Consider the following 24,479-nt stretch of genomic DNA (forward strand, 5'->3'; position numbering starts at 1 on the left):
CCCTATGGACCGCACCCTCGCCGCCGCCAACATCACCGTGACCCTCGCCCAGTTGATCGAGATGCGTCACCGTGTGCGCGAGGTGCAGCTGTTTTCCCGGCCGGGCCAGCGTAGCCCGTTGATCGGCCTGCACCATTCCAAGCTGCGCGGGCGCGGCGTGGATTTCGACCAGGTGCGTGTGTACCAGGCCGGTGACGATGTGCGCAACATCGACTGGCGCGTCACCGCCCGCACTCAGGAGCCCCATACCAAGCTGTTTCACGAGGAGCGCGAGCGGCCTATTTTCATCCTCGTGGAGCAGAGCCGGCAGCTGTTCTTCGGCTCGGCCGTGGCGTTCAAGTCCACGCTGGCTGCCCAAGTGGCGGCGTTGTTCGGCTGGGCCACCCTGGAGCACAACGATCGCATCGGCGGGTTGGTGTACGGGGATTGGGAGCACTACGAGATCAAACCCCGGCGCAGCAAACAAAGCCTGCTCCAGCTGCTCAATCGGCTGGCACGGGTCAACGCGGCCTTGAGCACCGACACAGCGCCCGCCACCGACCCGTTGGGCAGTGCCTTACGCCGTGCCCGCGAGGTGCTGCGCCCTGGCAGCCTGGCAATCATCATCTGCGACGAGCGCGCCCTGGTAGACGGCACCGAGCAACAGCTGAGCCTGCTGGCGCGGCACTGCGACTTGCTGCTGCTGCCCATCAGCGACCCGATGGACCACGCGCTGCCAGCGGCAGGCGTGCTGAGCTTCGGTCAGGGCAGCGATGCCGTCACCCTCGACACCAGCGACGCCGAGCTGCGCCGGGGCTACCAGGCGTTGGCCGAGGCACGCAAGGCGCGCTGGGAGCGCCTGGCGCATAAGCTGGGGGTACTGGTGTTGCCGCTGAGTACCCGTGCCGATGTGGTGGACCAACTGCGCGAGTACACCAGCACCCGGCCCAAGCCCGGCAGCAAAGCGCCTCATACCGCGAGCATTTTGCCATGAGCGGCCTGCAGGGCCTGCGCCCCTTGATCGAGCCGGCACCGGTCAGCGCCTGGCCCCTGGCACCAGGGTGGTGGATAGTGGCGGCGCTTATAGTGTTGGCTGCTGCGGGCGCTGCTTGGGCGTGGCATCGGCGCCCCACCCCGGTGCCGGAGCCTGAACTCAGCGCACCACTAGACCATGAGCCTGCCGTGGACCCTGCCCGCCTGGAAGCCTTGGCAGAACTCGCCCTCATGCCGCGCCCCTACGATGGCGCACCGGCGGGGGCGTGGCTGCAGCAACTCAATGCGCTGCTCAAGCGGGTGTGCCGCAACCATTACCCCCATGCCCACAGCCATACCCTCAATGGCCGCACCTGGCTTGCGTTTCTGGACAACCGCTGCCCCGCCGCCGGCCTCACGCGCTGGATGATTCTGGTAGAGGGGGTCTATCGCCCCGAATGCAAGCTCGACGACAAGGCGATCAACGGCTTGTATCAGGCCGTGGACACCTGGATACGCAAACATGCTTGAGCTGGCTTGGCCTTGGGTCTTTCTGTTGCTGCCCCTGCCCTGGGCCTTGCGACGCTGGCTGCCACCGGCCAGCGGCAGCGAACAGGTGTTGCAGGTGGGCTTTCTCGAAGAGTTGGCGGTGCTGAGCCAGCGCAAGCCCGGCCTTGGGCTACCCGGCTGGCGACAGCAACTCCCCTACGTGCTGGTCTGGTTGCTGCTGCTGGCAGCCTGTGCCCGCCCGCAATGGCTCGGGCCGCCCTTGCCCCTGCCGGCCAGCGGCCGAGACTTGCTGGTAGCCGTGGACGTGTCCGGATCCATGGACTACCCCGACATGCAGTGGCAAGGCGAAAACGTCAGCCGGCTGGCCTTGATCAAACACCTGCTGGGCGACTTTCTGGAAAACCGCGAAGGTGACCGGGTGGGGCTGATCCTGTTTGGCAGCCGTGCGTACGTGCAAGCGCCCCTTACCTTTGACCGGCGAACGGTTCGCGCCTGGCTAGACGATGCCCAGGTCGGGATTGCCGGCCAGACCACGGCGATAGGCGACGCGATTGGGCTGGCGGTCAAACGCCTGCGCCTGCGCCCCGCCGACAGCCGGGTGCTGATTCTCGTCACCGATGGCGCCAACAACGGTGGGCAGATCCACCCGCTGACGGCCGCCCGCCTGGCCGCAGCCGAGCAAGTGCGGATTCATACCATTGGTATTGGGGCGGACCCGCAGGCCACGGCAGTCAATACCGCATTCGGGATCACACCTGGCAGCGACCTGGACGAAACGGCACTCAAAGCCATTGCCAGCGCCACGGCGGGTGAGTACTTCAGAGCACGCGACGGCCAGGACCTGCAAGGCATTGGCGAGGCGCTCGACCGCTTGGAGCCGGTCAACCAGGCACCCACGCGCATTCGCCCCATGCACGAGCTGTACCCGTGGCCCTTGGCGGCCGCAGTGCTACTGGTAGCGCTTCAGGTGGGGCTGCGCCTCTTGCCGCTGGCCCGTCGCTGGCGCTGGGCACAGGCGTTGAGGCGGCGCGCATGAGTGAACTCTGGCCACACTGGGCACGTGCCGGCTGGTTTCTGGCCTGGCCACTACTGGCAGGGCTGTGCTGGGCGCTGTGGTTACGGCGGCGGCGTTCAGGCCGCTGGCAGGCGCTGTTGCCTCGGGCGTTTCACCACACGCTGCTGCGTGGCGGTCAGGGCCGGGCTGACCGCTGGCCGCGGCTGTTGCTCGGGTTGGCTGCGCTGCTGGCCGGCCTTGCCTTGGCAGGCCCAGGCTGGCAACGCGATCAACGGGTAGCGCCACGCCCGGATGACCCCTTGGTGATCGTCCTTCAGTTGACCCCCAGCATGTTGGCCAGGGACGCCTCCCCAGACCGTTTGAGCCAGGCCCGCCGCAAGATTCTTGACCTGTTGCAGCATCGAGGCACGGCGCAGACTGGCATCGTGGTATATGCCGGCAGCGCACATACCTTGGTGCCGCTCTCCGATGACCAGGCCACCATCACCAACCTGCTGGCGGCGCTCAAACCGTCCTTGATGCCGGTACCCGGCGCACGCGCTGACCTGGCCGTCCGCCAGGCACTGGATTTGCTCGCTCAAGCCGGCCAAGGGCAAGGGCGCCTTCTGCTGATCGCCTCCAGCGTCAGTGAAGTGGAGCAGCAAGGCATCGGCCACTGGCTGGGCCACTATGCCCCGCCGCTCGCGGTGCTCGGGGTGGGCACCGCTGAAGGGGCTCCGGTCACCCTCGAAAGCGGAGAGCTGCTCAAAGGCGCGGACGGGGCCATTGCCCTGCCCCGGCTGGAGGCCGCGCGGCTGGCGACTCTGGCCAATGCGGCCCATGGCCGCTACCAGACGGCGGCGCTAGGCAACCATGATCTGAGAGCCCTGGGCCTGCTCGACCCCCCTGGCGCGCTGCTGCCGGGCGATACTGCCGGCGCCCACCCCTTGGACCGCTGGGCAGACCAAGGCTACTGGCTGCTACTTCCTCTGTTGGGCATTGCCGCCCTGGCCGGGCGGCGGGGTTGGCTGCTCTGTTTACCGTTGCTGCTCGCAATGGGTGGGGTGCCTAGGTCGGCCTACGCCCTGAGTGTCGACGACCTCTGGTGGCGACCCGATCAGCAAGGCCAACGGCTGCTGGATCAAGGCGAGCCTGGCCTCGCTGCCCAGCGGTTCAATCACCCTCAGTGGAAAGGAATTGCCCTCTATAAGGCGGGGCGCTACGCAGAGGCCGCCACCTACTTTGCCCAGGCTGACAGTGCCAGCGCTCATTACAACCGGGGTAACGCCCTGACCCAAAGCGGCGCGTTAAGCGCAGCGATACAGGCCTACGATCAGGCGCTGGAGCGCGACCCAGGCTTGGTCGCCGCCCGGGACAACCGCCGTCTGGTGCAAGGCCTGCTTGATGCCCGTACCAACGCTGCCCAGGCCGCACCTGGCACAGCCGATGCCACCCATGAACCACCTGCCCCGCCTGCGGGAACCGCGCAAGCGCAAGGGTCAGGCTCGGCCGCGCCTGGTGAGACACCCACTGCCTCCACGCCGGGGGCGAGTACCGCTAGCGCGCAGGGCGCCGTTGGCCAAGGCGGTGGCCAGGGCGAAGGCGAGCCTGGCGCTGCGGGCCCGCAAGCGGCCCAGGCCAGCGAGCCACCCGATGAAGAAGCCAAGCAGTCCCTGGAGCAGTGGTTGCGGCAGATCCCGGACGATCCGTCAGAGCTGCTGCGCCGCAAATTCTTGTATGAAGAGCAACAACGGCAGGGGTCCCTCCCATGAAACGGCTCTGTACCCTTTTGTTATTTACACTGACGGGCTTAACGCCCCTTTCCGCCTTCGCTGCCACGCTGCTGGCCAGCGTCGACCGCACCCGCCTGGCCGTGGGAGAAACCTTCGAACTGACGCTGGAAACCCACGACGTTACGCTGTTCGGCCGCCCGGACACCCGACCCTTGGACGCCCAGTTCGACGTAGGTGACGTGCGCCAGGTCAATCAATTGGCCACGCTTCAGAACGATCAAGCCAGCACCCGCTGGATCATCACCCTCACGGCCAAGGCCAGTGGCACGCTAATAGTGCCCAGCCTGAGTGTAGGCGAACTGCACAGCCAGCCCGTGAGCCTGCAGGCGCTCGACGCCAACAGCCCTTCGCCAGCCACCACGGCGCCCGTTTTCATCGAAGCGGTGCTCGATCAGCAGCAGGTGTATGTACAGGCTCAGTTGGTGCTGACGGTGCGCGTCTATCACTCGGTCGCGCTGTACGACGACAGCGTCTTGCCCACGCCCGCCCTGGCCGATGCCCGAGTGGCCCCATTGGGCAGCCGGCGTACCTATGAAAAGCAGGTCAAAGGTGTGCGCCATGGGGTGATCGAAACCCGCTACGCAGTGTACCCCCAGCACAGTGGCCAATTGATCATTCCCGCGCTTCGGTTCACCGCCACGCGGGTGTACGCCGACGATGCAGGCAAGCCTCGGGCGGGCGGGCAGGTGCAGGCCAGCTCGGCGCGCATGACCGTGCAAGTGCTGGCCAAACCTGCGCTGTACCCGGAGGGCGCCACCTGGCTGCCCGCACGCAGCCTGACCCTGACCGAGCAGTGGAACCCGGCCCCAGATCAACTCCAGGTAGGCGACTCGCTGACACGCACCCTTACCCTCAAGGCCGATGGCCTCTCCAGCGCACAGTTGCCGCCCCTTCCCGACAGCACGCTGCCCAGCCTGCGGCGCTACCCCGATCAGGCGCAACTGGACGACCAGAGTACCGAGCGCGGCATGGTCGGCAGCCGTCAGGAGCGGGAAGCCTTGGTGCCTGTACGGGCCGGCACCACCGAGCTGCCCGCCGTGGACGTGGTGTGGTGGAATACGCTCGAAGACCACCTTGAACGCGCCAGCCTGCCTGCGCGGGCACTGAAGGCCAGTGAACGGGCCGACGCGCCCGTGCAGGCTGCCCCGGCGCCGCTCGCTGCGCCGCCACCACGGGTCTGGCCATGGCAACTGGCTACGGCCGTGCTGATAGGTACTACGCTCCTGGGCTTTGGCCTGTGGCGGCGCGCGCGTTCACGGCCGGCGGTGTCACGGCTCGCCCCTGTAGGGCCAAGCTCGCGCAGCTTGCTGGAAGACCTTCGCCGTGCCTGCCTGAACAACGCCCCTCAGGCGTCCCGCCAGGCGTTGGATGCCTGGGTACGCCAGCAACCCCAGACCCTGGCGCAGCTCGCTGTGCTGTACCCTACGTTGTCCGAGGCGCTGGATGCACTCAACGGTGCGCTGTACAGCGAAGCGGGCCTTTATTGGCAAGGCGCTCGCCTGTGGCACGCCGTCAATGCGATCCCTTCAGGCGGCCAGACCGATCAGGCGGAGGAAAACCTTCCACCGCTTTACCCTAAATAGTGTCGAGATTGCCATGCGCTTGTTGCACACCTCCGACTGGCACCTGGGCCAAAGCTTGCACGGCCAGGACCGAGACCACGAACACCATGCGTTTCTCACTTGGCTGCTAGGCCGTATCACGGCCTTGCACCCAGATGCCCTGCTGATCGCCGGCGATGTCTTCGATACCGTCAACCCGCCGCTAAAGGCTCAGGAGCGGCTGTATGACTTCATCGTCAATGCCCATGAAGCGCTACCGTCACTGACCATCGTGATGATTGCCGGTAACCACGACTCCGGCTCACGCATCGAACTGCCGGGCCCGCTCATGCGCCGGCTGCGCACCCATGCCCTTGGCCGCGTGTTATGGCTTAACGATGGCGAACTCGACAGCGGACGCTTGCTCATTCCTCTGACCGATGCCAGCGGCGCCACGGCCGCCTGGTGCCTGGCACTGCCCTTCCTGCGCCCTGCCGAGGTCACCGGCCCGCACCTTGGGGACAATTACCTGTTGGGCATTGGCGAAGTACATCGGCGGTTGATTGCCGCCGCCAATGCCCGCCGGGCGCCGGGCCAGCCCTTGATCGCCATCAGCCATGCCCACATGGCTGGAGGTACAGTCTCGATGGATTCCGAGCGCAGCCTGGTGATCGGCAGCGCCGAAGCCTTACCCGCCAGCCTGTTCGACGCAAGCGTGGCCTACGTGGCCTTGGGGCACTTGCACAAGCCTCAGCAGGTTAACGGTGAGCAACGCTTGCGCTACAGCGGCTCGCCCATTCCGCTGTCGTTCTCCGAGGTGGACTACCCCCACCAAGTGCTGCAGGTGGATTTCACCGGCGATCAACTGGCGCAGGTGCAGGCGCACCGGGTGCCGCGCGCCGTGGACCTGCTAAGGGTAGGCCCCGCCCGCCTGGATGAGGTGCTGGCTACCCTGAACGCGCTGCCGGCCCCGGACCTGCTCGCCGCCTTGGGGCAGCACCCCTGGCTGGAAGTGCGCGTAGTGCTCGACGAGCCTCAACCGGACCTGCGTGCGCAGATAGAAGCCGCGTTGGTAGGCAAAGCGGCCCGGCTGGTGCGCATTGCCGTGGACTACCATGGCAGCGGTCAGCGGCCCGAGGGCGAGGTGTTGCAACAATTGGAGCAACTCACCCCCGAGCAGGTGTTCAGCCGGGCCTGGGAAGAGCAATACGGCACCTCGGTGGACGACAGCACCCTGGAAGACTTCCTGTTGCTCCTGCAAGAAGAACACTTGGAGCAGCAGCCATGAAAATCCTTGCCATTCGCCTGAAAAACCTGGCCTCGCTGGCAGGCCCGGTGGCCTTGGACTTCACCGCCGAGCCGCTGGCCAGCGCCGGGTTGTTCGCGATCACCGGCCCCACCGGCGCCGGCAAGAGCACCCTGCTCGACGCCTTGTGCCTGGCGCTGTTCGGCCTGGTGCCTCGGCTGGGCGCCACGGGGCGTGACGCCAAGGTACCCGACGGGGACAACGAAATAGCCACCGGCGACCCGCGTAACCTGCTGCGCCGGGGCGCTGGCGCAGGCTTTGCAGAAGTGGACTTCATCGGCATCGACGGGGTGCGCTACCGCGCACGCTGGGAGGCCAACCGCGCCAGGGATAAAGCGGGGGGCAAGCTGCAACCCAGCCGCCAGACCCTTCAGGACCTGGACAGCGATCGCCTGCTGGCTACCCAAAAAGGCGAGTACCGCCCCCTGCTTGAAGCCCGCCTAGGCTTGAATTTCGAGCAGTTCACCCGCGCGGTGTTGCTGGCCCAAAGCGAATTCAGCGCGTTTTTGAAGGCCGATGACAATGAGCGCAGCGAGTTGCTGGAGAAACTCACGGATACCGCGCTGTATAGCCGTTTGGGCCGCCGTGCGTATGACAAAGCCCGCAGCGCGCGCCAACAGCTCGAAGCCCTGCAAGCCCAAGAAGGCGCCTTCGCCGCCTTGGACGATGACGCTCGCCTGGCCCTGGATAACAGCCTGAACACCGCCCGCCAGGCCTTGACCGCCGCTCAAGCCCAGCGGCGTGCCCTGGAAGGCCAGCAGCAGCATCAACGCGACGGCCTGCGCCTGGCGACTGAAGCCCAAGCCGCCGAACAGGAAATGGCCGCCGCCGAGCAGCAGTGGCAGCAGCTGGAAGCCGAGCGCCAGGACCTTGCCCACCTTGAGGCACTGGCCCCCCAACGCCCAGTGTTGGAGCGGCAAACGCGCCTGACCCAACAACTGCACACCGTCACCCTTGGCATCGCCGAGGCCAATACCGACGTAGCCGCCAAGGGCCAGGCCGCCCACAGCGTGCAGGCCACCTTAACCGCCGCGCAGACCTCCCTCGACGCCGCCAGTACCGCCCACTCCAGCCAAGCACCAGCACTGCGCCTGGCCTTCGAGCAGCACAGCGCGCTGCGCCACTTGGAGCAACAACTGGCGCCTTTACAGGCCCGCCAGGCCCAGGCTGAGCAGCAGTACAGGGAAGCAGAGCGCGGCCTGGCGGAATTAACCAAGGCCCAGCGCGAAGGCGCCGACGTGGCCCAAGCGATCGATGCCCGCCTGGAAGCCAGCGCCCCCTTCGCACGCTTGGCCAGTGCCTGGGACGCGTATCAACCCCGCTTGCAACAGTTGGTCAAAGGGGCCGCTCGCAAGGCCGAGCTGGCCAGCGAACTCCCGGCCCTGCGCCAGGCGCTCGAAGCCGCTCGGGAACATCACGCTGGGGTGCAGGCAGGGCTGGATGAACTCAACGGCACCCTTGGTGACCCGCGAGACCTAAGCGAGCGCCTGCAACTGCTTAGCGGGCTGATCCGTGATAACCGCAGCGGCCTGGAAGGCCTCGGGGCGCTGGAGGACCACTGGCGCCGATGGGCTGAGCTGGAGGAGCGGCTTGCCGAGCTCAACGCGCAACAACAAACCCTGGCTGAACAGCGCCAGGCGCGCACCACCGAGGGCAAATCCGTAAGTGCCGAACACCAGGCCGCCACCCAGGCTCTGGATGTAACGCTGCAAGTACTCGAACGCCAGCACCTGGCGCGGCTGCGTGCAGGCTTGGTACCCGGCGAGCCCTGCACGGTATGCGGTAGCTCCGAGCACCCGGCGCAGGGCCAGGCAGCCGATACCAACGCCATGGCCCAGGCCTTGGAGGCCCAAGGCCTTGAGGACATAGAAGCCGCACAGGCCAGGGTGCAAGGGCTTTCTAATCGCTTGGCAGAACTGCGCGCAGAAGTGGCCGCAGTGATCGAGCAGCAGAAGCAACTCAGGGCGCAGCAGCAGCGCCTGGATGCACAACAGGCAGCTGCCCTGGAAGCGCTCAAGGCCCTACCGCGCCACGACGAACTGCTCGCCACCCCCGCCCCGCGCCGTCAGGCCTGGCTCACCGAGGCCCTGGGCCGGGTGCGGCAGCAAATCGATAACGACGACACGCAACTCAAAACGCTGCTGGCGGCCCAGGCTCAGGCCACCGGCCAGCTCGAACAATCGCGCCATGCCCAACAGGCCGTGGATGACAGTACCCGCGCCCTGCACTACCACCAAGAGCAGCTCCAAGGTGAAGAGCAGCGCTTCGATGAAGCGCTTCAGGCCTTCGCCACACTGCTGCCTGAGGACCGTTTGCAGCGTTTGCGCACGGCCCCAGGCCCTGCGCTGGCAGACGTATCCAGCGCCCTAGACCAGCGCTTGCGCTTGCTGGAGCAGCAACAGGCCCAAGCCCGCGCACAGGAACAACGCCAGCAACAGGTTCAGGTGGAAGAGGCGCAACTCAAGGGCCTGGCCCAGCAGCGGGAGGGGTTGCAGGCTGATGTACAAGCCCTGGAGCAGCAGTGCGAGCACGCCAGGGCTACCCTGGCCGAGCACCTGGGCGGCAAGCCCAGCGCTGACGCCTGGCAGGCTCAGTTGGAACAGGCCGTCACCTACGCACGCGCAGCCCATGCCGAGGCCAGCGCCAGCCTGCAACAGGCGTTGAGCGATGCGCAAGCCGCCCGCTCGCGTCACCAGGCCCTGACCGACCAACAGGCCAGTGCCCAGGCGGAGCTTGCCGAACTGGAGCCGACCCTGCTGAGTTGGCGCCAGGCCCACCCGCAATTGAGCGATGGCGCGCTGGAGCGGCTTCTGACGCTCACCGACAGCGCCGTCAGTGCCCTGCGTGAGCAGATTGGCCAAGCGCACACCCGCCGCGAACAGGGCGCGGTGTTGCTGCGCGAACGCCAACAACAGGTGCAGGCTCATCACGCCCAACCCCAGCCCCACGACCTCAGCCCTGAGGCCTTGGCTGAGGCGCTCGTGACCGCTGGCGCCGAATGTGAACGCCTGGAACAGGCCTGCGCCGAAGCCCGCGCCGCTCAACTTGAAGACGACCGTCGACGCCAAGCCCGCGAAGCCCTGGCCGCACAATTGGCCCAGGCCCAGGCCGAACACCGCCGCTGGGGCCGGCTCTCGGCGCTGATTGGCTCTGCCGAAGGCGACCGCTTACGCAAGATCGCCCAGGCTTACAACCTTGATTTGCTAATCCGCCACGCCAATGCCCAGCTCCTTCAATTGGTACGCCGCTACCGGCTCAAACGCGGAGGCAGCGCCTTGGGGTTACTGGTGGTGGATACGGAGATGGGCGACGAGGTTCGTTCGGTGCATTCACTGAGTGGCGGCGAAACCTTCCTGATGTCCCTCGCCCTTGCCCTAGGCTTGGCGTCCATGGCGTCGAGCACCTTGCGCATCGAGTCCCTGTTCATCGACGAAGGCTTCGGCAGCCTGGACCCTGAATCCCTGCAACTGGCCATGGACGCCTTGGACAACCTCCAGGCCCAGGGCCGCAAGGTGGCGGTGATTTCCCACGTGCAGGAAATGCACGAGCGGATTCCCGTGCAGATCCAGGTCAAGCGTCAGGGCAATGGGCTGAGCGAGGTCAGTGTGGTGCCTTGAGGTACTCACGCCGGCAGGGCCCTACTCTGGCTTTACCTCCCAGAGCTTGGCAATCGCCATCGCTTTGGCTGTAAGCTCGTCGCGGTTGGCCATAACGGAAAAATGTGCAAGCCTGAGTTTTTTTCCATCAACCCTCATCCACGCGTTATATACAGCAGATATGGGGCCCTTTGGCGGGGTGTAGGTGACGTATTTGGGCAAACGTTCCTCTCTGGCTTCTGTCTTGGCGCGTTCCCACAACTCTCGGCCAAAACCAGCGATGATGGCGGCATCTCCACTACCTGCCGCTGCTTCCAACGTGCTGCGGGTGGCAATAGCTAAACTCCGCGCCATGAGATCGCCACGGCCTTCCCTAAGCGCAAAAGAACCACAGGCTTTGTTGTTGAATTGGACACCATAAAGGCCATTGGTTGACTTAGCCCCTGGCGGACTGAAGGTTACGCCACGCGGCAAGCGCGGTTCTAGAGCACTCTGTTGCGCAGTTGCCCATACAGTTGGCTCAAAGCCGTCGATCGTAGCTTGGTCGATGGCGTCCACGTCATTACCCATTACGCCTATAGCCCTGGTAGCAATGGCCAAAGCCTTAGCCATAACTTCCGGACGGTCTGAGGTTATCGAGAAACTGCCTAGACTTTTCGTTTTACCGTCAACCTTCATGCTTGCAATGAATCTGTTACCGATACGACTCACGCCCTTTGGCAACTTCGTCTCTTGGGCGGTCACCTGGGCGCTTTCCCAATACCCTGGCGGGAACTTGGCAATGATGTCCGCATCCTTGCGCGGCGCCCCCTCACGGGCCTCCGCTTCGAGCCTCATGGCGATGGCAAGGGTTCTGGCCTTAAGGTTGTCTCGGCCTTCGTTAAGGGTAAAGTACCCCACCGGTTGTTGCCGCAAACGGGACTGGTAGTAGGGGTTTCGCTTCGTCTCGGTAGCTTCGTGGAACGTAACGCCCTCCGGTAACTTAGGCTCTTGAGCCATAGTCTGGGCTCGCTCCCAGGTTCCGGGAGACAATCGCGCAATGGTTTCGTCATCGCTCTTATAAGGGCCTGAAGGTGCCTTCCCACTTGCTCTGCTGGGCCCATCAGCGGCCCTTTTACCGGCTTGCGAGTGGTCACCCTCGCTGCCCTCGAATTCGCTCTCATCCTCCTCCGTATCAGGCACGCTCGATAACGATGAAAGATCATCGTCCTCCGATTCATCCGGCTCATTGAGGGTCAGCGAATGCATGCGCCTGACTGTTGAACCACGTCGTGCGTCAATGGCCGAGTCGGCCGACGGCCCGCTATCGCCAAGGCTACCTAACGAGTGCTGCGAACGTGTTGCCCGCCCCGGATTGACCCGTGCTTCGAACGCCGCTTGGTGCCGCTTCGCTGATCCCGCTGCCGGGCGAGAGGCTGCTCGCTTGGCACTGGCCGGGCTGGTCAGCGAACTGCTCGCCGGTAGCATGGGAGCATCATCGCCCATGGGAACATCATCATCGTCCATGGGTTCTGTCTTAATCTCCGTGTCCTCTGGATCTTGCAACGCCATACCGGGGCGTTTGCCGCCATAGAAATAGCCGCCGTCGCCGTAATCGAGAATGGCCTGCTTGCCTTCTGGCACCTCTGCGATCTGAAAGAAATGCGGCGCCACGACGCGTCGAGGTTCACCGAATTTATTGGCTGTATGGACAATAACGTCCACTGCGATGAAATGCGCCTGGTCCTCTGGCAGGGCCTTGCCATTCATGAACTGTGCAAGGTTGCCCCCACCGTAGGGTGCGAAGCGTGCCACTTGCGTCGCATCCTTGGGGTCGCCTGCCCGCATGGAGAAGTCATCGAAGGCGCCCTTGCTGGTTTGTTCAATGTATTGCCGGCGCTGCGCGCCTGTCTTGAGTTCCGCGCCCGCAAACGCAGGGCCCATGCCCCCAATGTTTTGTTCGGTACCCGGTACGGCCAGTACACCGAAGGCGCCGACCAGGGCCTTGGCCTGCACCGGGTTATGGCACTCCTGCGCGGTTAGGCGTTTGGGGGTCCAGCTCATTGCAGAAGGTGGTTTCTCGCCCGTGAGGCAAGCCTCATATTCTGCTTTGACTTCGGCGGCACGTGCCGCGAAATAACCCGGCTGCGCCGCTTCGACGGGGAAATAGCGCTGCATGATTCCCCGTGTTTCTGCCGGCAGTTCGACCCCCTTGACCTTGACGTTCTTATGACAGCTGAACGGGTCAGTGGGCGAAACGTAGTCAGGGTGAATCGCGTAGGGCTTTTTAGGGTCCTTGATGGGGAAGCCATGGTTGACTTTGTCGAGCGGAATCTGCGACCCGTGCATTTCCATCAGCACTTCACCGGTCTGCGAATCGATCACCTTGGTGTGCATCGGCGTTACGTGCAGCAGCCTTGATTGCAGGTTCAGCCCTTCATTGGTTAGCGTAGAGGCGCGCTCACCTGCACCGCTGCTGGCAAGCGCCGCCCTCGTTCTTGCGGGGGTCGCGCGCATGGAAACCCGCTGCGTACTTTGCTGTTTCGTCGGGTTCGACTGCGGCGATTCCGGATAGCGTTTATGCAGCTCCAAAAACCCTTGGGCGCGTTGCTCTACGAAGGCTTTCGGAAATGTATTTCTGGCTTCAGAAGCGCCATCGGCGGTTGTGTAGCGCACTGACGGGTCTTTGCAACTGAACAGGTATTCCCATCGGTCAGGCGCCTTGCCTGTTTCCCGCACTTCTGCATCGTGCCACGCCTTCACCACATCCGCACCGTAGCGCGTAGGCCACCCCTTAGCCTGTAACCAGGCGTGTTGCGATGCGTCGCTTATCGCCGGCGGACGATCAACATCCTCAAAACGGTCAGCCTCTGGGTTGTGCGGATCCCAGACTTCAAGGTCTTCGTGACCCTCTTCGTTTGCGTAGGGAACGCGCACCTTATACGCGGCTTCATCCAGGGTGTGGGGCATAGGGAACACGGCATAGGCATCCAATACCAACGTGTTGCGCTCTGCGTACTCCTTCATGCGCGGGTCGCCCACCAAGGTGACGTTGTGGTTGCCGGCTTCGGTCCAATGAAGCAGCACAGGGGCTTTGATATCAAACAAGGTGATCATGCGGTTGGCCGTTGCGTTGACCCGATCGCAGTTGCCCATCCTGTTGGCCAAGCACTGTTTGGCCGCGGTATCCAGATCGAAGTAATCGCCCTGGGTCTCGGTATTGCTCAGTAACGCACCCACCACATGGCCCCTGCCGCTGGAACGGTGCGTATCGAGAAATTGGTTCGTAATGTATTCAACTGCCGGTTTGTCTTGTGTTCTGAGCAGGTGAATGACTTGGTCGATCTTGTCCATGTTGGCTTTAGTGAAGGGTTCAATTTCTACCGTTCTACCGCTGTCAAGTAGGCCGCCCTGTTCAGCCTTGAAGACCTTAACGATGTCATCGGCAGCGTCGCGTATGCGGAAGGGAAAGCTTTCAGGCAATTTATCCCAGCGGGTCATCGGATTAGCCCTCCCTTGCCACTCAAGGATGGTCGCGGTTGATGCCTGGCAGTTGCTTTAGCGCCATTGTCCACCTCCAGCCTACGGCTATGGTCGGCCGAGGCCAGCCATGCCTGTACGGCTGAGGCTACTCGGATAAAACGGTCAAACCACTGACAGCGGGTGTCGTCACTCAGCTCTGCAAGCGCCTGCCGGCTCCACACCATGATGTGCGCCGTATCGGGATCGATGCCAATGGCCACAGGCGGGTGCTCGAACGCAAAGGCGTTGGCATAGAGCAAGCGCAGTAAGGTGTCGCTCCCGGTAGAACCAGGCAGTTGGCCCACTATGGCGCGCAAATTAACAAACCCCGGTTGCAGGCCTATCAGGTCTATTTGCAGCGTGTCATCGACCTTGAGGGTATACGCCAGCTGGGCTGGCATCTGGCTTGGGGCCAGTTTGATCACGCTGAGTAAACGCGTAACCAGTTGGTGGAAATCGTTATCGCCCATATGCGCAGCTCCATTAGCCTCAGCAGACGCCGAAGCCATGGTGGCAGGCGCGTAAGCAGGCTAAGTGGCGCAAGGTGAAATACGGGTTCCATAAGCAGCGGCCTGTTGGCGCTTACTGTGCTGCAGTGCGCCCGCCGTCACAGATTCCCAGGCTAACTGTTAGCGCCGGGGAGGTTGGGCGCTGCCGTGCGCAGGGTGAGGCCAGCCTGGGCAGATTAGCCCGCTAGCGCACCGGCGCCAAAAACTTGAGGTCCGACGGCGCGTCTTGCTTTCACGATCTAGTTGCTCTTCTGAGCGAGGTGAGCGTGGCGCCCTAGCGCTCTGCACGCGAAATGTGTTGACACTAATCTACGTGACACTGCCTAAACAGCAGTAGCATGGGAGTCATAAGGCACGCGCCATGCCGACTGCCGCTGCATCAGCGGTTTGGATCTTAAGATCGTTTTTGACAGGGCACGGCGCAACGCTTAACGTTCCCCATTTTCTCCGAACGCAGGAGCAATGAATGCCTTTATGGACAAAGGTTCCCAGTTGGCTCGATATCGAAGCTCATGTCGAACGTCTGTTTAGAACGGGCGGGCTCAGGGAACGCGAAAGGGGCGTGAACCCCTCAGCTCACCCAGCTTTCTGAATGCACCCAGTATCGACCTGATCTATCGCCGGATAAGGTGCGTCCGTCGAGCGTGTGATTTGGGCGAAAAAGAGGCTGCCAACAGCCTACTGAAGCGCTTTTCTGACCTGGATATAGGAAGCATTCTCAGGGAGATGATTAGCGCAGTGGTCGACATGGCCATGATCATTGTCGGCAGTGCATTAACCGGCGCCACAATAGGAGGGGGCGTGGGGTTACTTGCAGGCGGCATCGGCGCGTTCCCAGGTGCAACGGCGGGGGCTCTGGTCGGTGTGCAAGCGGGAACGTGGATGCTGGGCGTGCTAGGGCTGGGCTCGATCACTGAATTCTTTACAGAAAACCTCAAGCCGAAAGCTACGGGCTACATTCGCGGGGTTTCCACCGCCTGGAACGGCCCTCGGGAGCGAACCGGCAATCCGTTCGGTTCCTTTTCCGATGACAACATGGCCGCGCAACAAGGTGCGTGGGATATTGCACGCGCTCATGAGGCCGTAGTGATTCTCCTGCTCAGCGCTATCGTGGCCTATCTGACACGAGGCCGTGGCAACGCAGGTGCGCTCGCCACCGAAATGCGAAGCAGCGAGCGAGGCGCAAAGCTTGGCCAGTGGATGATCAAACATGAAGAAGGCCTGAAACAGCATCCCGATTTGAAAGCGCCAGAACCTCCTCGTGGTGCGCTAACCACCCAAGACATGGCGTCGCCAAATCGACCGCCCGGAAAAGACAAAGAGCCTCCCAAGGGGAGGCCGAACACCATGCCGCTTCATAATGTCGAGTGCTTCAAGGCTGACAAGATGCCAGCTTCCAAGATTGGGGAGTTCGAACGGCAATTGAAGGGGCAGGAGGACGGGCTGAATCGGCTGACGGTTGATGAGTATTTGGAGAATATCGCTAATCCGTTGAAGCGTAGTCCGGCGGCGGCTAGAACAGCTCGCAAAGACTTGCAAGATCAGTTAGAAGAGCGTTTCCAAAATGATTTTCCAGACTTGAGCGCACGCGAAGCGGAGAAAGCTGCAATTAAAAAAGCCAAGGAAACGATGGCAAACCTTGCTGGACTGCATAACCCCGATCTGAGTGCCGGTGGCAAGGATGTCATAGCCGATTTCGGCGACAGACAGGTTAACTCCAGTATCGGGCCGCAATGGCGGCCTAAAATTCAGAATCTAGGCTCTGTACGAAATTGATCGAAACGATTTCAACTAGCACCTACGTACACAATCAGTAAAGTTCATGTCCATCAAGGGGGAGCTTCTCTGATGGCCAAACGCTACGAAATTGCAGACGAATCCTGGGCGTTGATCGCAGACCTTTTCTCTTCACCACGGTACAGCCGGCGCCCCAGGGCCGATGATCGGCTGATGCTCAACGGCATCCTCTGGGTGCTGTGTTCAGGTGCTGCCTGGCGGGATATGCCTGAACGTTTCGGTCCTTGGTCAACGGTCTATCAACGCTTCCGTGACTGGAGAAATTCAGGCACGTTCGATCAGGTGCTCAAGCGCCTGCATGTACGGCTCAACGAACAGGGACTCATCGACGTGCAGACGTGGATGATTGACTCCACGGCAGTACGCGCCACCCGAGCCGCCAGCGGCGCCGGGAAAAAGGGGGTCTGAAGAACCGCAGGATCATGCGCTCGGTCGTAGCCGGGGTGGACTGACCACCAAGATTCGCATGCTCTGCGATGCCAACGGCATACCGTTGCGTTTTCTGCTTTCAGGCGGCAACGCCAGTGACATCAACTACGCACAATCACTGCTCGACGAGGCCTATGTGCCTACCCTACGTGGCCGTCCTCGCAAACGTTGCAAGTGGCTGCTTGCAGATAAAGGGTACGACTGCGAAGCGCTGCGCCAGTACTGCGACCGCGACCGTATGCAGCCGGTGATCCCACCCAGGACCATGAAGCGCAAGCCCCGCCCTGGACTCCCCCGACTGTTCGACAAGCCCAAGTATGCTCAGCGCAACATCATTGAACGGATGTTTGGCTGGCTAAAGGAAAATCGCCGGATTGGTACGCGCTACGACAAGCTGGCCAAAAGCTTTTCAGCGATGGTTTCACTCGCCTGTTCGTTAAGGTGTTTGCGACAGTTAATTTCGTACAGAGCCTAACGATCTAGAAGATTTATTTAACCCGGCAAGAAAAAACTCGGCACGCTGCGCCATGATGAAATGTATGGTTTTGTTCCAGCGTTAATGCTGGGTGGATCGGCAACGCTTGATCACGTTGAGAAACTAAAAGCAGTGGAGCATTTGATCCTGCTGGCCCAGCTCGCACAGCTTAAGCCTTACGGCGTGTAAGGCCAGGCCAGGCTCCAAACCATTGCGTACAGAGCCTAACGCTTGCAGGGCTAGCGCACCGGCGCTAAAAACTTGAGGTCCGACGGCGCGTCTTGCTTGAACCGCTGCACGGTGCGATTAAGCAGGCCAGTGTGAGGGTCGCGCTCGATCACCACGATCTCGTTGCTCTTCTGGTTCGCGATCAACACATAGCGGCCGCTCGGGTCCAGGGTGAATTCACGGGGGTGATCGCCATCCACCGAACGCCGTTGCAGCGGCTTGAGGCCGCCCTCTTGGTTCACGGCATAGACCACCAGTTCATTGACCTTGCCGCGATTGCTTACATACAGAAAACGGCCATCGGCCGAGAGGTGCAGCCCGCCCCCCGCCCCCATCGCTGGCGCTTGGCCAGGCACTAGGTCTTGAAGCTGCGTGCGGGTCAGCTTCCCGGCGTGCGCGCTCAGGCTGGCGATCTGGGCGGGCATTTCAAGGGTGAGCCAGGCATGGGTGCCGGTGGCGTCGAACAGCAGGTGCCGTGGGCCGCTGCCGGGGGGCATTTTCAGCTCGGCGGGGCTGGCCGGATGCAGAGGCAGCTCTGCCTGAGGCTGATAGCGGTAAATCGCTACTTTATCGGCGCCCAGGTCGCTGGCGTACACATAGCCTTTGTCACTCACCACTGAATGCACATGGCTGCTGGCCTGGCGTTCGGCATTCACCTTGCTCGGGGCATTACTGAACACCTGAACGCGCTCACCCAGGCTGCCGTCTTCATTCACCGGCAGCACCGCCAGGTTGCCGCCGGGGTTAGGCTGAACGGCATAGTTGGCCACGAACAGGAAGCGCTCGTCTTCGCTCAGGCTGGAATGGGTAGGTTCATCGCCATGAGTTTCAACCTGATTGATCAAGGTCAACTCGTGTGAGGTAGGGTCTACCCGGTACGCGCTCACGCGGCCCACGGTGTCTGTTTGGCCAGGGCCGTTTTCGTTTACAACGAACACGCGCGTCTGGTCGTTGCTCAGGGTGAGCCAAGACGGGTTATGGGCCTTGAGCACCTGCGCGGGTGCGCTTGCGATCTGCCCGGTCTGGCTGTCGAACCGCAGCCGGTACAGGCCTTCGCTCGTGCCTTGGGTGTAGGTGCCGACCAACAGGTCGTAGGTGGTTGCAACAGCATGGGTGGAGCCGAGGGTGGCGGCGCCGGCAAGGGTCAAAGACATCAGAACTCGCAGCATTAATAATCTCCAGGGTGAAGACCGTGGCCGCGCAGAAAAGTTGAAGTGTATGCCCCCTTACCGCATCAGGCAGGGCCGTCCTCGTCTTCGTCTTCAGCGGCGAAGGCTTCGAGCAAGCGTAGCTGATGGTCGGCACCGGGTGCCTGTATTTTCCAAAGGCCGTCCGGTGAAACTTGCGTTGCAGCCGCGACCTGCTCGGAGGTGAACACCCAGCGCCGCTCATCGCGGCCATCCATGCACAGGATGACCAGCGCACCCTCCTCGTCCAGGTCAAACTCAAAGGCGTACAGGTCGTCGATCATCACCATGTCGGTGGTCTCAAGGGCCTGAACAAGGGCGTTGGTCATAGCGAGTGCCTCCGGTCAAAAAGGCGCCCATTGTACCCTCAGGCGCGTCTCATAACACCCCGACGCTACCGGGCTCAAACACCGCCTGCGCAGGGCGGATACCATTGACCAGAGGCTCGCCAAAGGCGTGCAGGCTGACTTCGAAGCGGTCGCCAGGGCGCGCCTGAATGCCGTCGGCAAAGGACAACGTGGCGGTGCCGAAGAAATGCACGTGCACATCCCCTGGCCGCAAGAACTGCGCATATTTGAAGTGGTGGTATTCCAGGTTCTCGAAGCTGTGGCACATATTGGCGGCGCCGCTCAGAAATTCCTTTTCCCACAGCACCTCGCCATTGCGGTAAATACGGCTGGTCCCGGCCAAATGCTCAGGCAGCGCCCCTGTCCGCAGCTCAGGGCCGAAGGCACAAGGGCGCAGCTTGGAATGCGCCAGGTACAGGTAATTCTTGCGCTCCATGACGTGATCAGAGAATTCATTGCCCAGGGCGTACCCCAAGCGGTACGGGCGACGGTCCGGCCCGATCACGTACAGGCCGGCCAACTCAGGCTCTTCACCCGCATCCTCGGCAAAGGGCGGTAAGGGGAAATCATCACCGGGGCGTACCACGATGCTGCCGTCGCCCTTATAAAACCATTCTGGCTGCACGCCCGGTTGACCCGCCGGTGGCTTGCCGCCCTCCACGCCCCACCTGAACATTTTCATGCTGTCGGTCACGGCGTCGTCGTGGGCCTGCTGGTGCATCTTGTCGCGGGTGGCGGCGCTGCCCAGGTGAGTCAGCCCTGTGCCGGTCACCACCACGTGGGCCGGGTCCGGGTGGTCCAGCGGGGATAGAATGCGCTGCTCTTCGAGCAGTTGGCGGTAGCTCAAGCGCTCACCATGGGTGCAGTGCTGGGCGTGGCTGGCCAGGTCGCGGCCCTCGGCAATCGCCTGCAGGGCCAGTTCCCGGGTGCTGGCCACCTCAGCCAGCACCTGTACCTCATCACCGCCCACCAGGCCTACCTGACGCTGGCCGTCGGGGGTGTGCAGTTGTACTAAACGCATAAATAGCCTCTCTCTAAAAGGGTCAGGAACGCGCGCTGGCTGCGAAGGCCTGGGCAGGCAGCACATGGCGCCGTTCTAGTACCCGGTACACGATCAGGGTTAGCACCAGGCCGAACAGCATGACGCCGGTGAGGAAGTACAGCCCGCTGGACAATTGCCCGGTGGATTGCTTCAAAGCACCCACCACGAACGGGCCCAGGTAACCGCCCAGGTTGCCCACCGAGTTAATCAGGGCAATACCGGCTGCGGCACTGGCCCCGGCGAAGAATCGCCCTGGCAGCGTCCAGAACACCGCCGTGCAGGAGAACAGCGCAAAGGCCACCACGCACAGGGCAGCCAGTTGCAGCATCGGTGCGGCGAACCAGGCAGCGCCAAACAACCCTGCTGCCCCCAGCACATACAGCACCGTTAGATGACCGTAACGGTCGTTGAAGTGGTCCGAACTGCGCGGCACGATCAACAGCCCCAGAATGCCGAACACGTAAGGCACTGCGGACACGAAGCCGGTGGTGAGGTCGCTACCGCCGAACTGCTTGATGAGGGTAGGCAGCCACAAGCCCAGGCCATAGACGCTCAAGGTCACGGGCAGGTAGAACACGGCCAGCAACAGCACGCGGCCATCCTTCAGCGCCTTGAGCGGGTTGCCATGACGGGTTTGCCCGTAAGCGCGCGCGTCTTGTTCCAGCTCGCCAATCAGCCAGGTTTTTTCCGCGTCGCTCAGCCAGCTTACCTGCCGAGGGCCATCAGGCAGCCACCGCAGTACCGGCCAGGTGAGCAGCATCGCCGGGGCTCCTATCACGATGAACAGCCACTGCCAACCATGCAGGCCGAGTACCCCTTCCAGGCCCAGCAAGCCGCCGGACACAGGGCCGGTAATCATCATGGCAATAGGTTGAGAGAGGATGAATAGCCCGAGGATTTTCCCGCGATGACGCACCGGGAACCACTGGGTGATGTAGTAGAGCACGCCCGGGAAGAACCCTGCCTCCGCCGCGCCGAGCAGAAAGCGCATCACATAGAAGCTATAGGGCCCCTGGACAAACGCCATACCGATGGTAATGCCGCCCCAGGTCAGCATGATGCGGGCGAACCATCGCCGCGCGCCAAAGCGCTCCAGCATCAGGTTGCTGGGGATTTCCAAGAGGAAATAACCAATGAAAAACAGCCCCGCACCCATCCCGTAGGCGGCGTCGCCAATGCCGATGTCAGCGCCCATGTGCAGCTTGGCGAAACCTACCGCCGAGCGGTCTACGTAGGCCACCAAGTACAGCAGGATAAGAAAGGGGATCAGCTTATAGGTGATGCGCCGAATAAGCCCAAGTTCCTGGCTCATGGTGAGGGTCTCCAGCGTGTTGTTTTTATTGACCTGTCTGGAATGCGGCCTAGCAGGCAATAAGCCTGTACCGCTCAGGGTTAAAGCGACTATATAGTAATACTATTTAAGCAACAAGGCCTTCCAATATTGCGAAGATCCGCCTATTTTAAGGGAATGCGCCGCTATTAGTCTTACAATAAGAGAGCCTGTCATGTCTGATAAAAAACCCCTTCTGCGTTCGGCCCAATGGTTCGGCACCAACGATAAAAACGGCTTCATGTACCGCAGCTGGATGAAAAACCAAGGCATTGCTGACCATCAGTTCCATGGCAAGCCCATCATCGGCATTTGCAACACCTGGTCCGAACTCACCCCATGCAACGCACACTTTCGCCAGATCGCCGAGCACGTAAAGCGCGGGGTATTGGAAGCGGGCGGCTTTCCAGTGGAATTCCCGGTGTTTTCCAACGGTGAGTCCAACTTGCGCCCCACCGCGATGCTGACCCGCAACCTGGCCAGCATGGACGTGGAAGAAGCCATTCGCGGCAACCCGGTAGATGGCGTCGTACTGCTGACAGGCTGCGATAAAACGACTCCTGCCCTGCTGATGGGCGCAGCCAGCTGCGACATACCGGCCATCGTGGTCACCGGCGGGCCTATGCTCAACGGCAAACATAATGGCCGCGACATTGGCGCCGGGACCATCGTGTGGCAGATGCACGAGGCCTATAAAGGCGGCTTGATCGGCCTGGATGAGTTCCTCTCCGCCGAAGCCGGCATGTCCCGCTCGGCAGGCACCTGCAACACGATGGGCACTGCCTCTACCATGGCGTGCATGGCTGAATCCCTGGGCGTGTCACTGCCCCATAACGCCGCGATTCCTGCGGTGGACTCGCGTCGCTACGTGCTGGCGCACATGTCGGGCATGCGTGCGGTGGAGATGGTCAAGGAAGACCTGCGCCTGTCTAAGGTGCTGACCCGCGAAGCCTTCGAGAACGCCATCCGGGTGAACGCGGCCATCGGCGGCTCCACCAACGCGGTGATTCACCTCAAGGCCATTGCCGGGCGCATGGGTGTACCCCTTGACCTGGACGACTGGACCCGTGTCGGCCGTGGCACCCCTACGCTGGTCGACCTCCAGCCTTCGGGGCGTTTCCTGATGGAAGAGTTTTATTACGCCGGCGGCCTGCCCGCCGTGCTGCGCCGGTTGGGCGAGCACAACCTGCTGCCCAACCCCGAGGCATTGACCGTCAATGGCAAGAGCCTGTGGGACAACGTCAAGAACGCCCCCATCTATGGCAAGGATGAGGTGATCCGTGCCATAGATAATCCGCTGGTGGCCGACGGCGGTATCTGCGTGCTGCGCGGTAATCTGGCCCCGCTCGGCGCCGTGCTTAAGCCTTCCGCCGCCACCCCGGCCTTGATGCAGCACCGTGGGCGAGCGGTAGTGTTCGAAAACTTCGAAGCCTACAAGGCACGTATCAACGACCCCGACCTGGACGTAGATGCCAGCTCCATCCTGGTGATGAAGAACTGCGGCCCCAAGGGCTACCCTGGCATGGCCGAGGTGGGCAACATGGGCCTGCCAGCAAAGTTGCTGGCCCAAGGCGTGACGGACATGGTGCGCATTTCTGACGCCCGCATGAGCGGCACGGCCTACGGCACCGTGGTACTGCATGTAGCGCCTGAAGCCGCTGCGGGCGGCCCCTTGGCGGCCGTGCAGGAAGGCGACTTCATTGAACTGGACTGCGCCACCGGCCGCCTGCACCTGGACATCAGCGATGAAGAGCTGCAAGCACGCCTTGCCGACTGGCAGCCGGAGAAAAGTAATCTCATTCCTGGGGGCTACCGCCAGCTGTACATCGAGCACGTGATGCAGGCTGACCAGGGGTGTGACTTTGACTTTTTGGTGGGGTGCCGGGGGTCAGAGGTGCCGCGGCATTCGCATTGAGGCATCACGTGTTGCCGAGCCTTAACCACCTCGGCAACGGCGTGGAGACAGAGCCGCCAGGTCAGCCGATTTTCTGTGCGTAGTTCTTGCGCACGTGCTGGTTGATGTAAGTGGTCAAACCCGTGCCGCGCTTAGCCAGGCGCTGCATCTCCTGCACGGCCGCGACGCCTGGGCGGTGGGCGTCATATAGGTAGAGGGTTGGCCGGTCGACGAAGCGCAGGGTGATGCTGTCACCCTCGATAAGGTAGGCAACCACGCCGCTGCGCCCGCTCTTGCCGCCATAGGGGTGCATGGCACCTGCTTGCTCCGGTGTAGGCTGGGCCCCAGGTTTGGGTTCTGTACGAGGGCGTGTGCCCTGCTCGGCGTCTTGGATGGCTCGGTCTACTTTTTTCAGCCAACCGGGAAAGCTTTCTTTCTTTCTTTCCGGGTGTTTCTTTCTTGTGAACTGTTCCTGCTGGCGAAGGTAACCCTGCTCCCAATCCACACGGTTGATGTTCGACATTTTCTCAAGATATACGCTGGTTGCTATCAACCCCCCACTTCGATTCGACCACATCGCCAACTCTGCAATAAAGCCAAGGTTAGGGTTTTCCCTGTTCAGCTCGCCCGGCCCGTTGGGGTTCTTTTCTGCCGCTTTCAAGGCCAGTTCAACCTCCGGCATGATCTTATTATCTAACTGCTTGGTGTCTATCTCATCCACTAGCGCCTTGTTTCGCATCAAAGCGGCGTCTACGCGCTTTCTATCCGCTTTGCTAAGTGACCTTGGGCTATTTAGTGCCGCTTTATAAATGGTATCCGCATTGGCCTCGCTCAAGTGTTTCGCGGCTACGTCTGCATCGAGTATTTTTCTAAAATACTCTTGCGCTGTTGTGTTACTGGTACTTGTGGCGGTGTCATTTTGCATCGCCCCAAACGCCAAACCACTTCCCCCAGTTGATATGCTTGACTTGTAAGGGTTGGTACGCGCTACCTCCCCGCTCTTTACCGCTAGCCTTATATACTCTCTAAAGAATTTAGGGGTGGGCGCC

At 62.2% G+C, this 24,479-nt stretch carries 17 protein-coding genes and 1 pseudogene; 11 read left to right on the forward strand and 7 right to left on the reverse strand.

Going from position 1 to position 24,479, the window contains the following annotated elements:
- Positions 1–4 precede the first annotated feature (4 nt).
- Genes AC4LE2_RS12465 through AC4LE2_RS12495 form a run of 7 tightly spaced genes read left to right on the forward strand, consistent with a single transcriptional unit; the run spans position 5 to position 10,712 of the window.
- Positions 5–973: a DUF58 domain-containing protein gene (locus tag AC4LE2_RS12465; protein ID WP_491826060.1), complete on the forward strand. Its 969-nt coding sequence runs from the start codon at positions 5–7 to the stop codon at positions 971–973.
- Positions 970–1,482 carry a DUF4381 domain-containing protein gene (locus AC4LE2_RS12470; protein ID WP_491826061.1) on the forward strand — a complete coding sequence of 171 codons (513 nt, stop codon included), beginning with the start codon at positions 970–972 and terminating at the stop codon, positions 1,480–1,482. Before AC4LE2_RS12465 ends, AC4LE2_RS12470 begins: the two co-directional genes overlap by 4 nt.
- Positions 1,475–2,497, forward strand: a complete 1,023-nt coding sequence (locus AC4LE2_RS12475; protein ID WP_491826062.1) for a vWA domain-containing protein — start codon at positions 1,475–1,477, stop codon at positions 2,495–2,497. The genes AC4LE2_RS12470 and AC4LE2_RS12475 overlap by 8 nt, the downstream gene beginning before the upstream one ends.
- Positions 2,494–4,227, forward strand: a complete 1,734-nt coding sequence (locus AC4LE2_RS12480) for a VWA domain-containing protein (RefSeq protein WP_491826063.1) — start codon at positions 2,494–2,496, stop codon at positions 4,225–4,227. The genes AC4LE2_RS12475 and AC4LE2_RS12480 overlap by 4 nt, the downstream gene beginning before the upstream one ends.
- Positions 4,224–5,831, forward strand: coding sequence for a BatD family protein (locus AC4LE2_RS12485; RefSeq protein WP_491826064.1), 1,608 nt, complete (start codon positions 4,224–4,226; stop codon positions 5,829–5,831). Before AC4LE2_RS12480 ends, AC4LE2_RS12485 begins: the two co-directional genes overlap by 4 nt.
- A gap of 13 nt (positions 5,832–5,844) precedes the next feature.
- Positions 5,845–7,077, forward strand: a complete 1,233-nt coding sequence (locus AC4LE2_RS12490) for an exonuclease SbcCD subunit D C-terminal domain-containing protein (protein WP_491826065.1) — start codon at positions 5,845–5,847, stop codon at positions 7,075–7,077.
- On the forward strand, positions 7,074–10,712 hold the full coding sequence (locus AC4LE2_RS12495; RefSeq protein ID WP_491826066.1) for an AAA family ATPase: 3,639 nt from the start codon (positions 7,074–7,076) through the stop codon (positions 10,710–10,712). The genes AC4LE2_RS12490 and AC4LE2_RS12495 overlap by 4 nt, the downstream gene beginning before the upstream one ends.
- A gap of 21 nt (positions 10,713–10,733) precedes the next feature.
- Here the strand turns inward: AC4LE2_RS12495 and AC4LE2_RS12500 are convergent, their stop codons facing one another.
- Together AC4LE2_RS12500 and AC4LE2_RS12505 are read right to left on the reverse strand one after the other, a co-directional pair.
- A complete protein-coding gene (locus AC4LE2_RS12500) occupies positions 10,734–14,171 on the reverse strand; it encodes a hypothetical protein (RefSeq protein WP_491826067.1) in 3,438 nt (1,145 codons plus the stop codon).
- Positions 14,168–14,662, reverse strand: coding sequence for a CesT family type III secretion system chaperone (locus AC4LE2_RS12505; RefSeq protein WP_491826068.1), 495 nt, complete (start codon positions 14,660–14,662; stop codon positions 14,168–14,170). The genes AC4LE2_RS12500 and AC4LE2_RS12505 overlap by 4 nt, the downstream gene beginning before the upstream one ends.
- A gap of 690 nt (positions 14,663–15,352) precedes the next feature.
- Here AC4LE2_RS12505 and AC4LE2_RS12510 point away from each other — a divergent pair.
- The 3 genes and pseudogenes from AC4LE2_RS12510 to AC4LE2_RS12520 form a co-directional block, all read left to right on the forward strand.
- On the forward strand, positions 15,353–16,477 hold the full coding sequence (locus AC4LE2_RS12510; protein WP_491826069.1) for a DUF6861 domain-containing protein: 1,125 nt from the start codon (positions 15,353–15,355) through the stop codon (positions 16,475–16,477).
- A gap of 72 nt (positions 16,478–16,549) precedes the next feature.
- A protein-coding gene (locus tag AC4LE2_RS12515) for an IS5 family transposase (protein WP_491826070.1) occupies positions 16,550–17,402 on the forward strand; the annotation gives its coding sequence in 2 pieces (ribosomal slippage) (positions 16,550–16,888 and positions 16,890–17,402; 852 coding nt in all).
- Positions 17,395–17,591 (forward strand): annotated as a pseudogene (locus AC4LE2_RS12520) (T6SS immunity protein Tdi1 domain-containing protein); the annotation flags it as partial. The gene AC4LE2_RS12515 and the pseudogene AC4LE2_RS12520, both read left to right, overlap by 8 nt.
- A gap of 50 nt (positions 17,592–17,641) precedes the next feature.
- Here the strand turns inward: AC4LE2_RS12520 and AC4LE2_RS12525 are convergent.
- From AC4LE2_RS12525 to AC4LE2_RS12540, 4 genes are all read right to left on the reverse strand, one after another.
- Complete coding sequence (locus AC4LE2_RS12525; protein WP_491826071.1) at positions 17,642–18,799, reverse strand: lactonase family protein; 1,158 nt, start codon at positions 18,797–18,799, stop codon at positions 17,642–17,644.
- A 65-nt stretch (positions 18,800–18,864) separates the two neighbouring features.
- Positions 18,865–19,146: a DUF5629 family protein gene (locus AC4LE2_RS12530; protein ID WP_491826072.1), complete on the reverse strand. Its 282-nt coding sequence runs from the start codon at positions 19,144–19,146 to the stop codon at positions 18,865–18,867.
- Positions 19,147–19,195: 49 nt separating this feature from the next.
- The gene (gene araD1 / locus AC4LE2_RS12535) at positions 19,196–20,185 is read right to left on the reverse strand and encodes an AraD1 family protein (protein WP_491826073.1); all 990 of its coding nucleotides are present in this window, start codon (positions 20,183–20,185) and stop codon (positions 19,196–19,198) included.
- 22 nt (positions 20,186–20,207) lie between these two features.
- Positions 20,208–21,518 carry an MFS transporter gene (locus tag AC4LE2_RS12540; RefSeq protein ID WP_491826074.1) on the reverse strand — a complete coding sequence of 437 codons (1,311 nt, stop codon included), beginning with the start codon at positions 21,516–21,518 and terminating at the stop codon, positions 20,208–20,210.
- Positions 21,519–21,711: 193 nt separating this feature from the next.
- Between AC4LE2_RS12540 and AC4LE2_RS12545 the strand changes: the two genes are divergently transcribed.
- Positions 21,712–23,451 (forward strand): IlvD/Edd family dehydratase, encoded by a 1,740-nt coding sequence (locus AC4LE2_RS12545; RefSeq protein WP_491826075.1) that lies wholly within the window; start codon positions 21,712–21,714, stop codon positions 23,449–23,451.
- 61 nt (positions 23,452–23,512) lie between these two features.
- Here AC4LE2_RS12545 and AC4LE2_RS12550 read toward each other — a convergent pair whose 3' ends face one another.
- On the reverse strand, positions 23,513–24,355 hold the full coding sequence (locus AC4LE2_RS12550) for a hypothetical protein (RefSeq protein ID WP_491826076.1): 843 nt from the start codon (positions 24,353–24,355) through the stop codon (positions 23,513–23,515).
- Positions 24,356–24,479: the final 124 nt, after the last annotated feature.

Source organism: Pseudomonas sp. 9.3L (assembly GCF_058536285.1).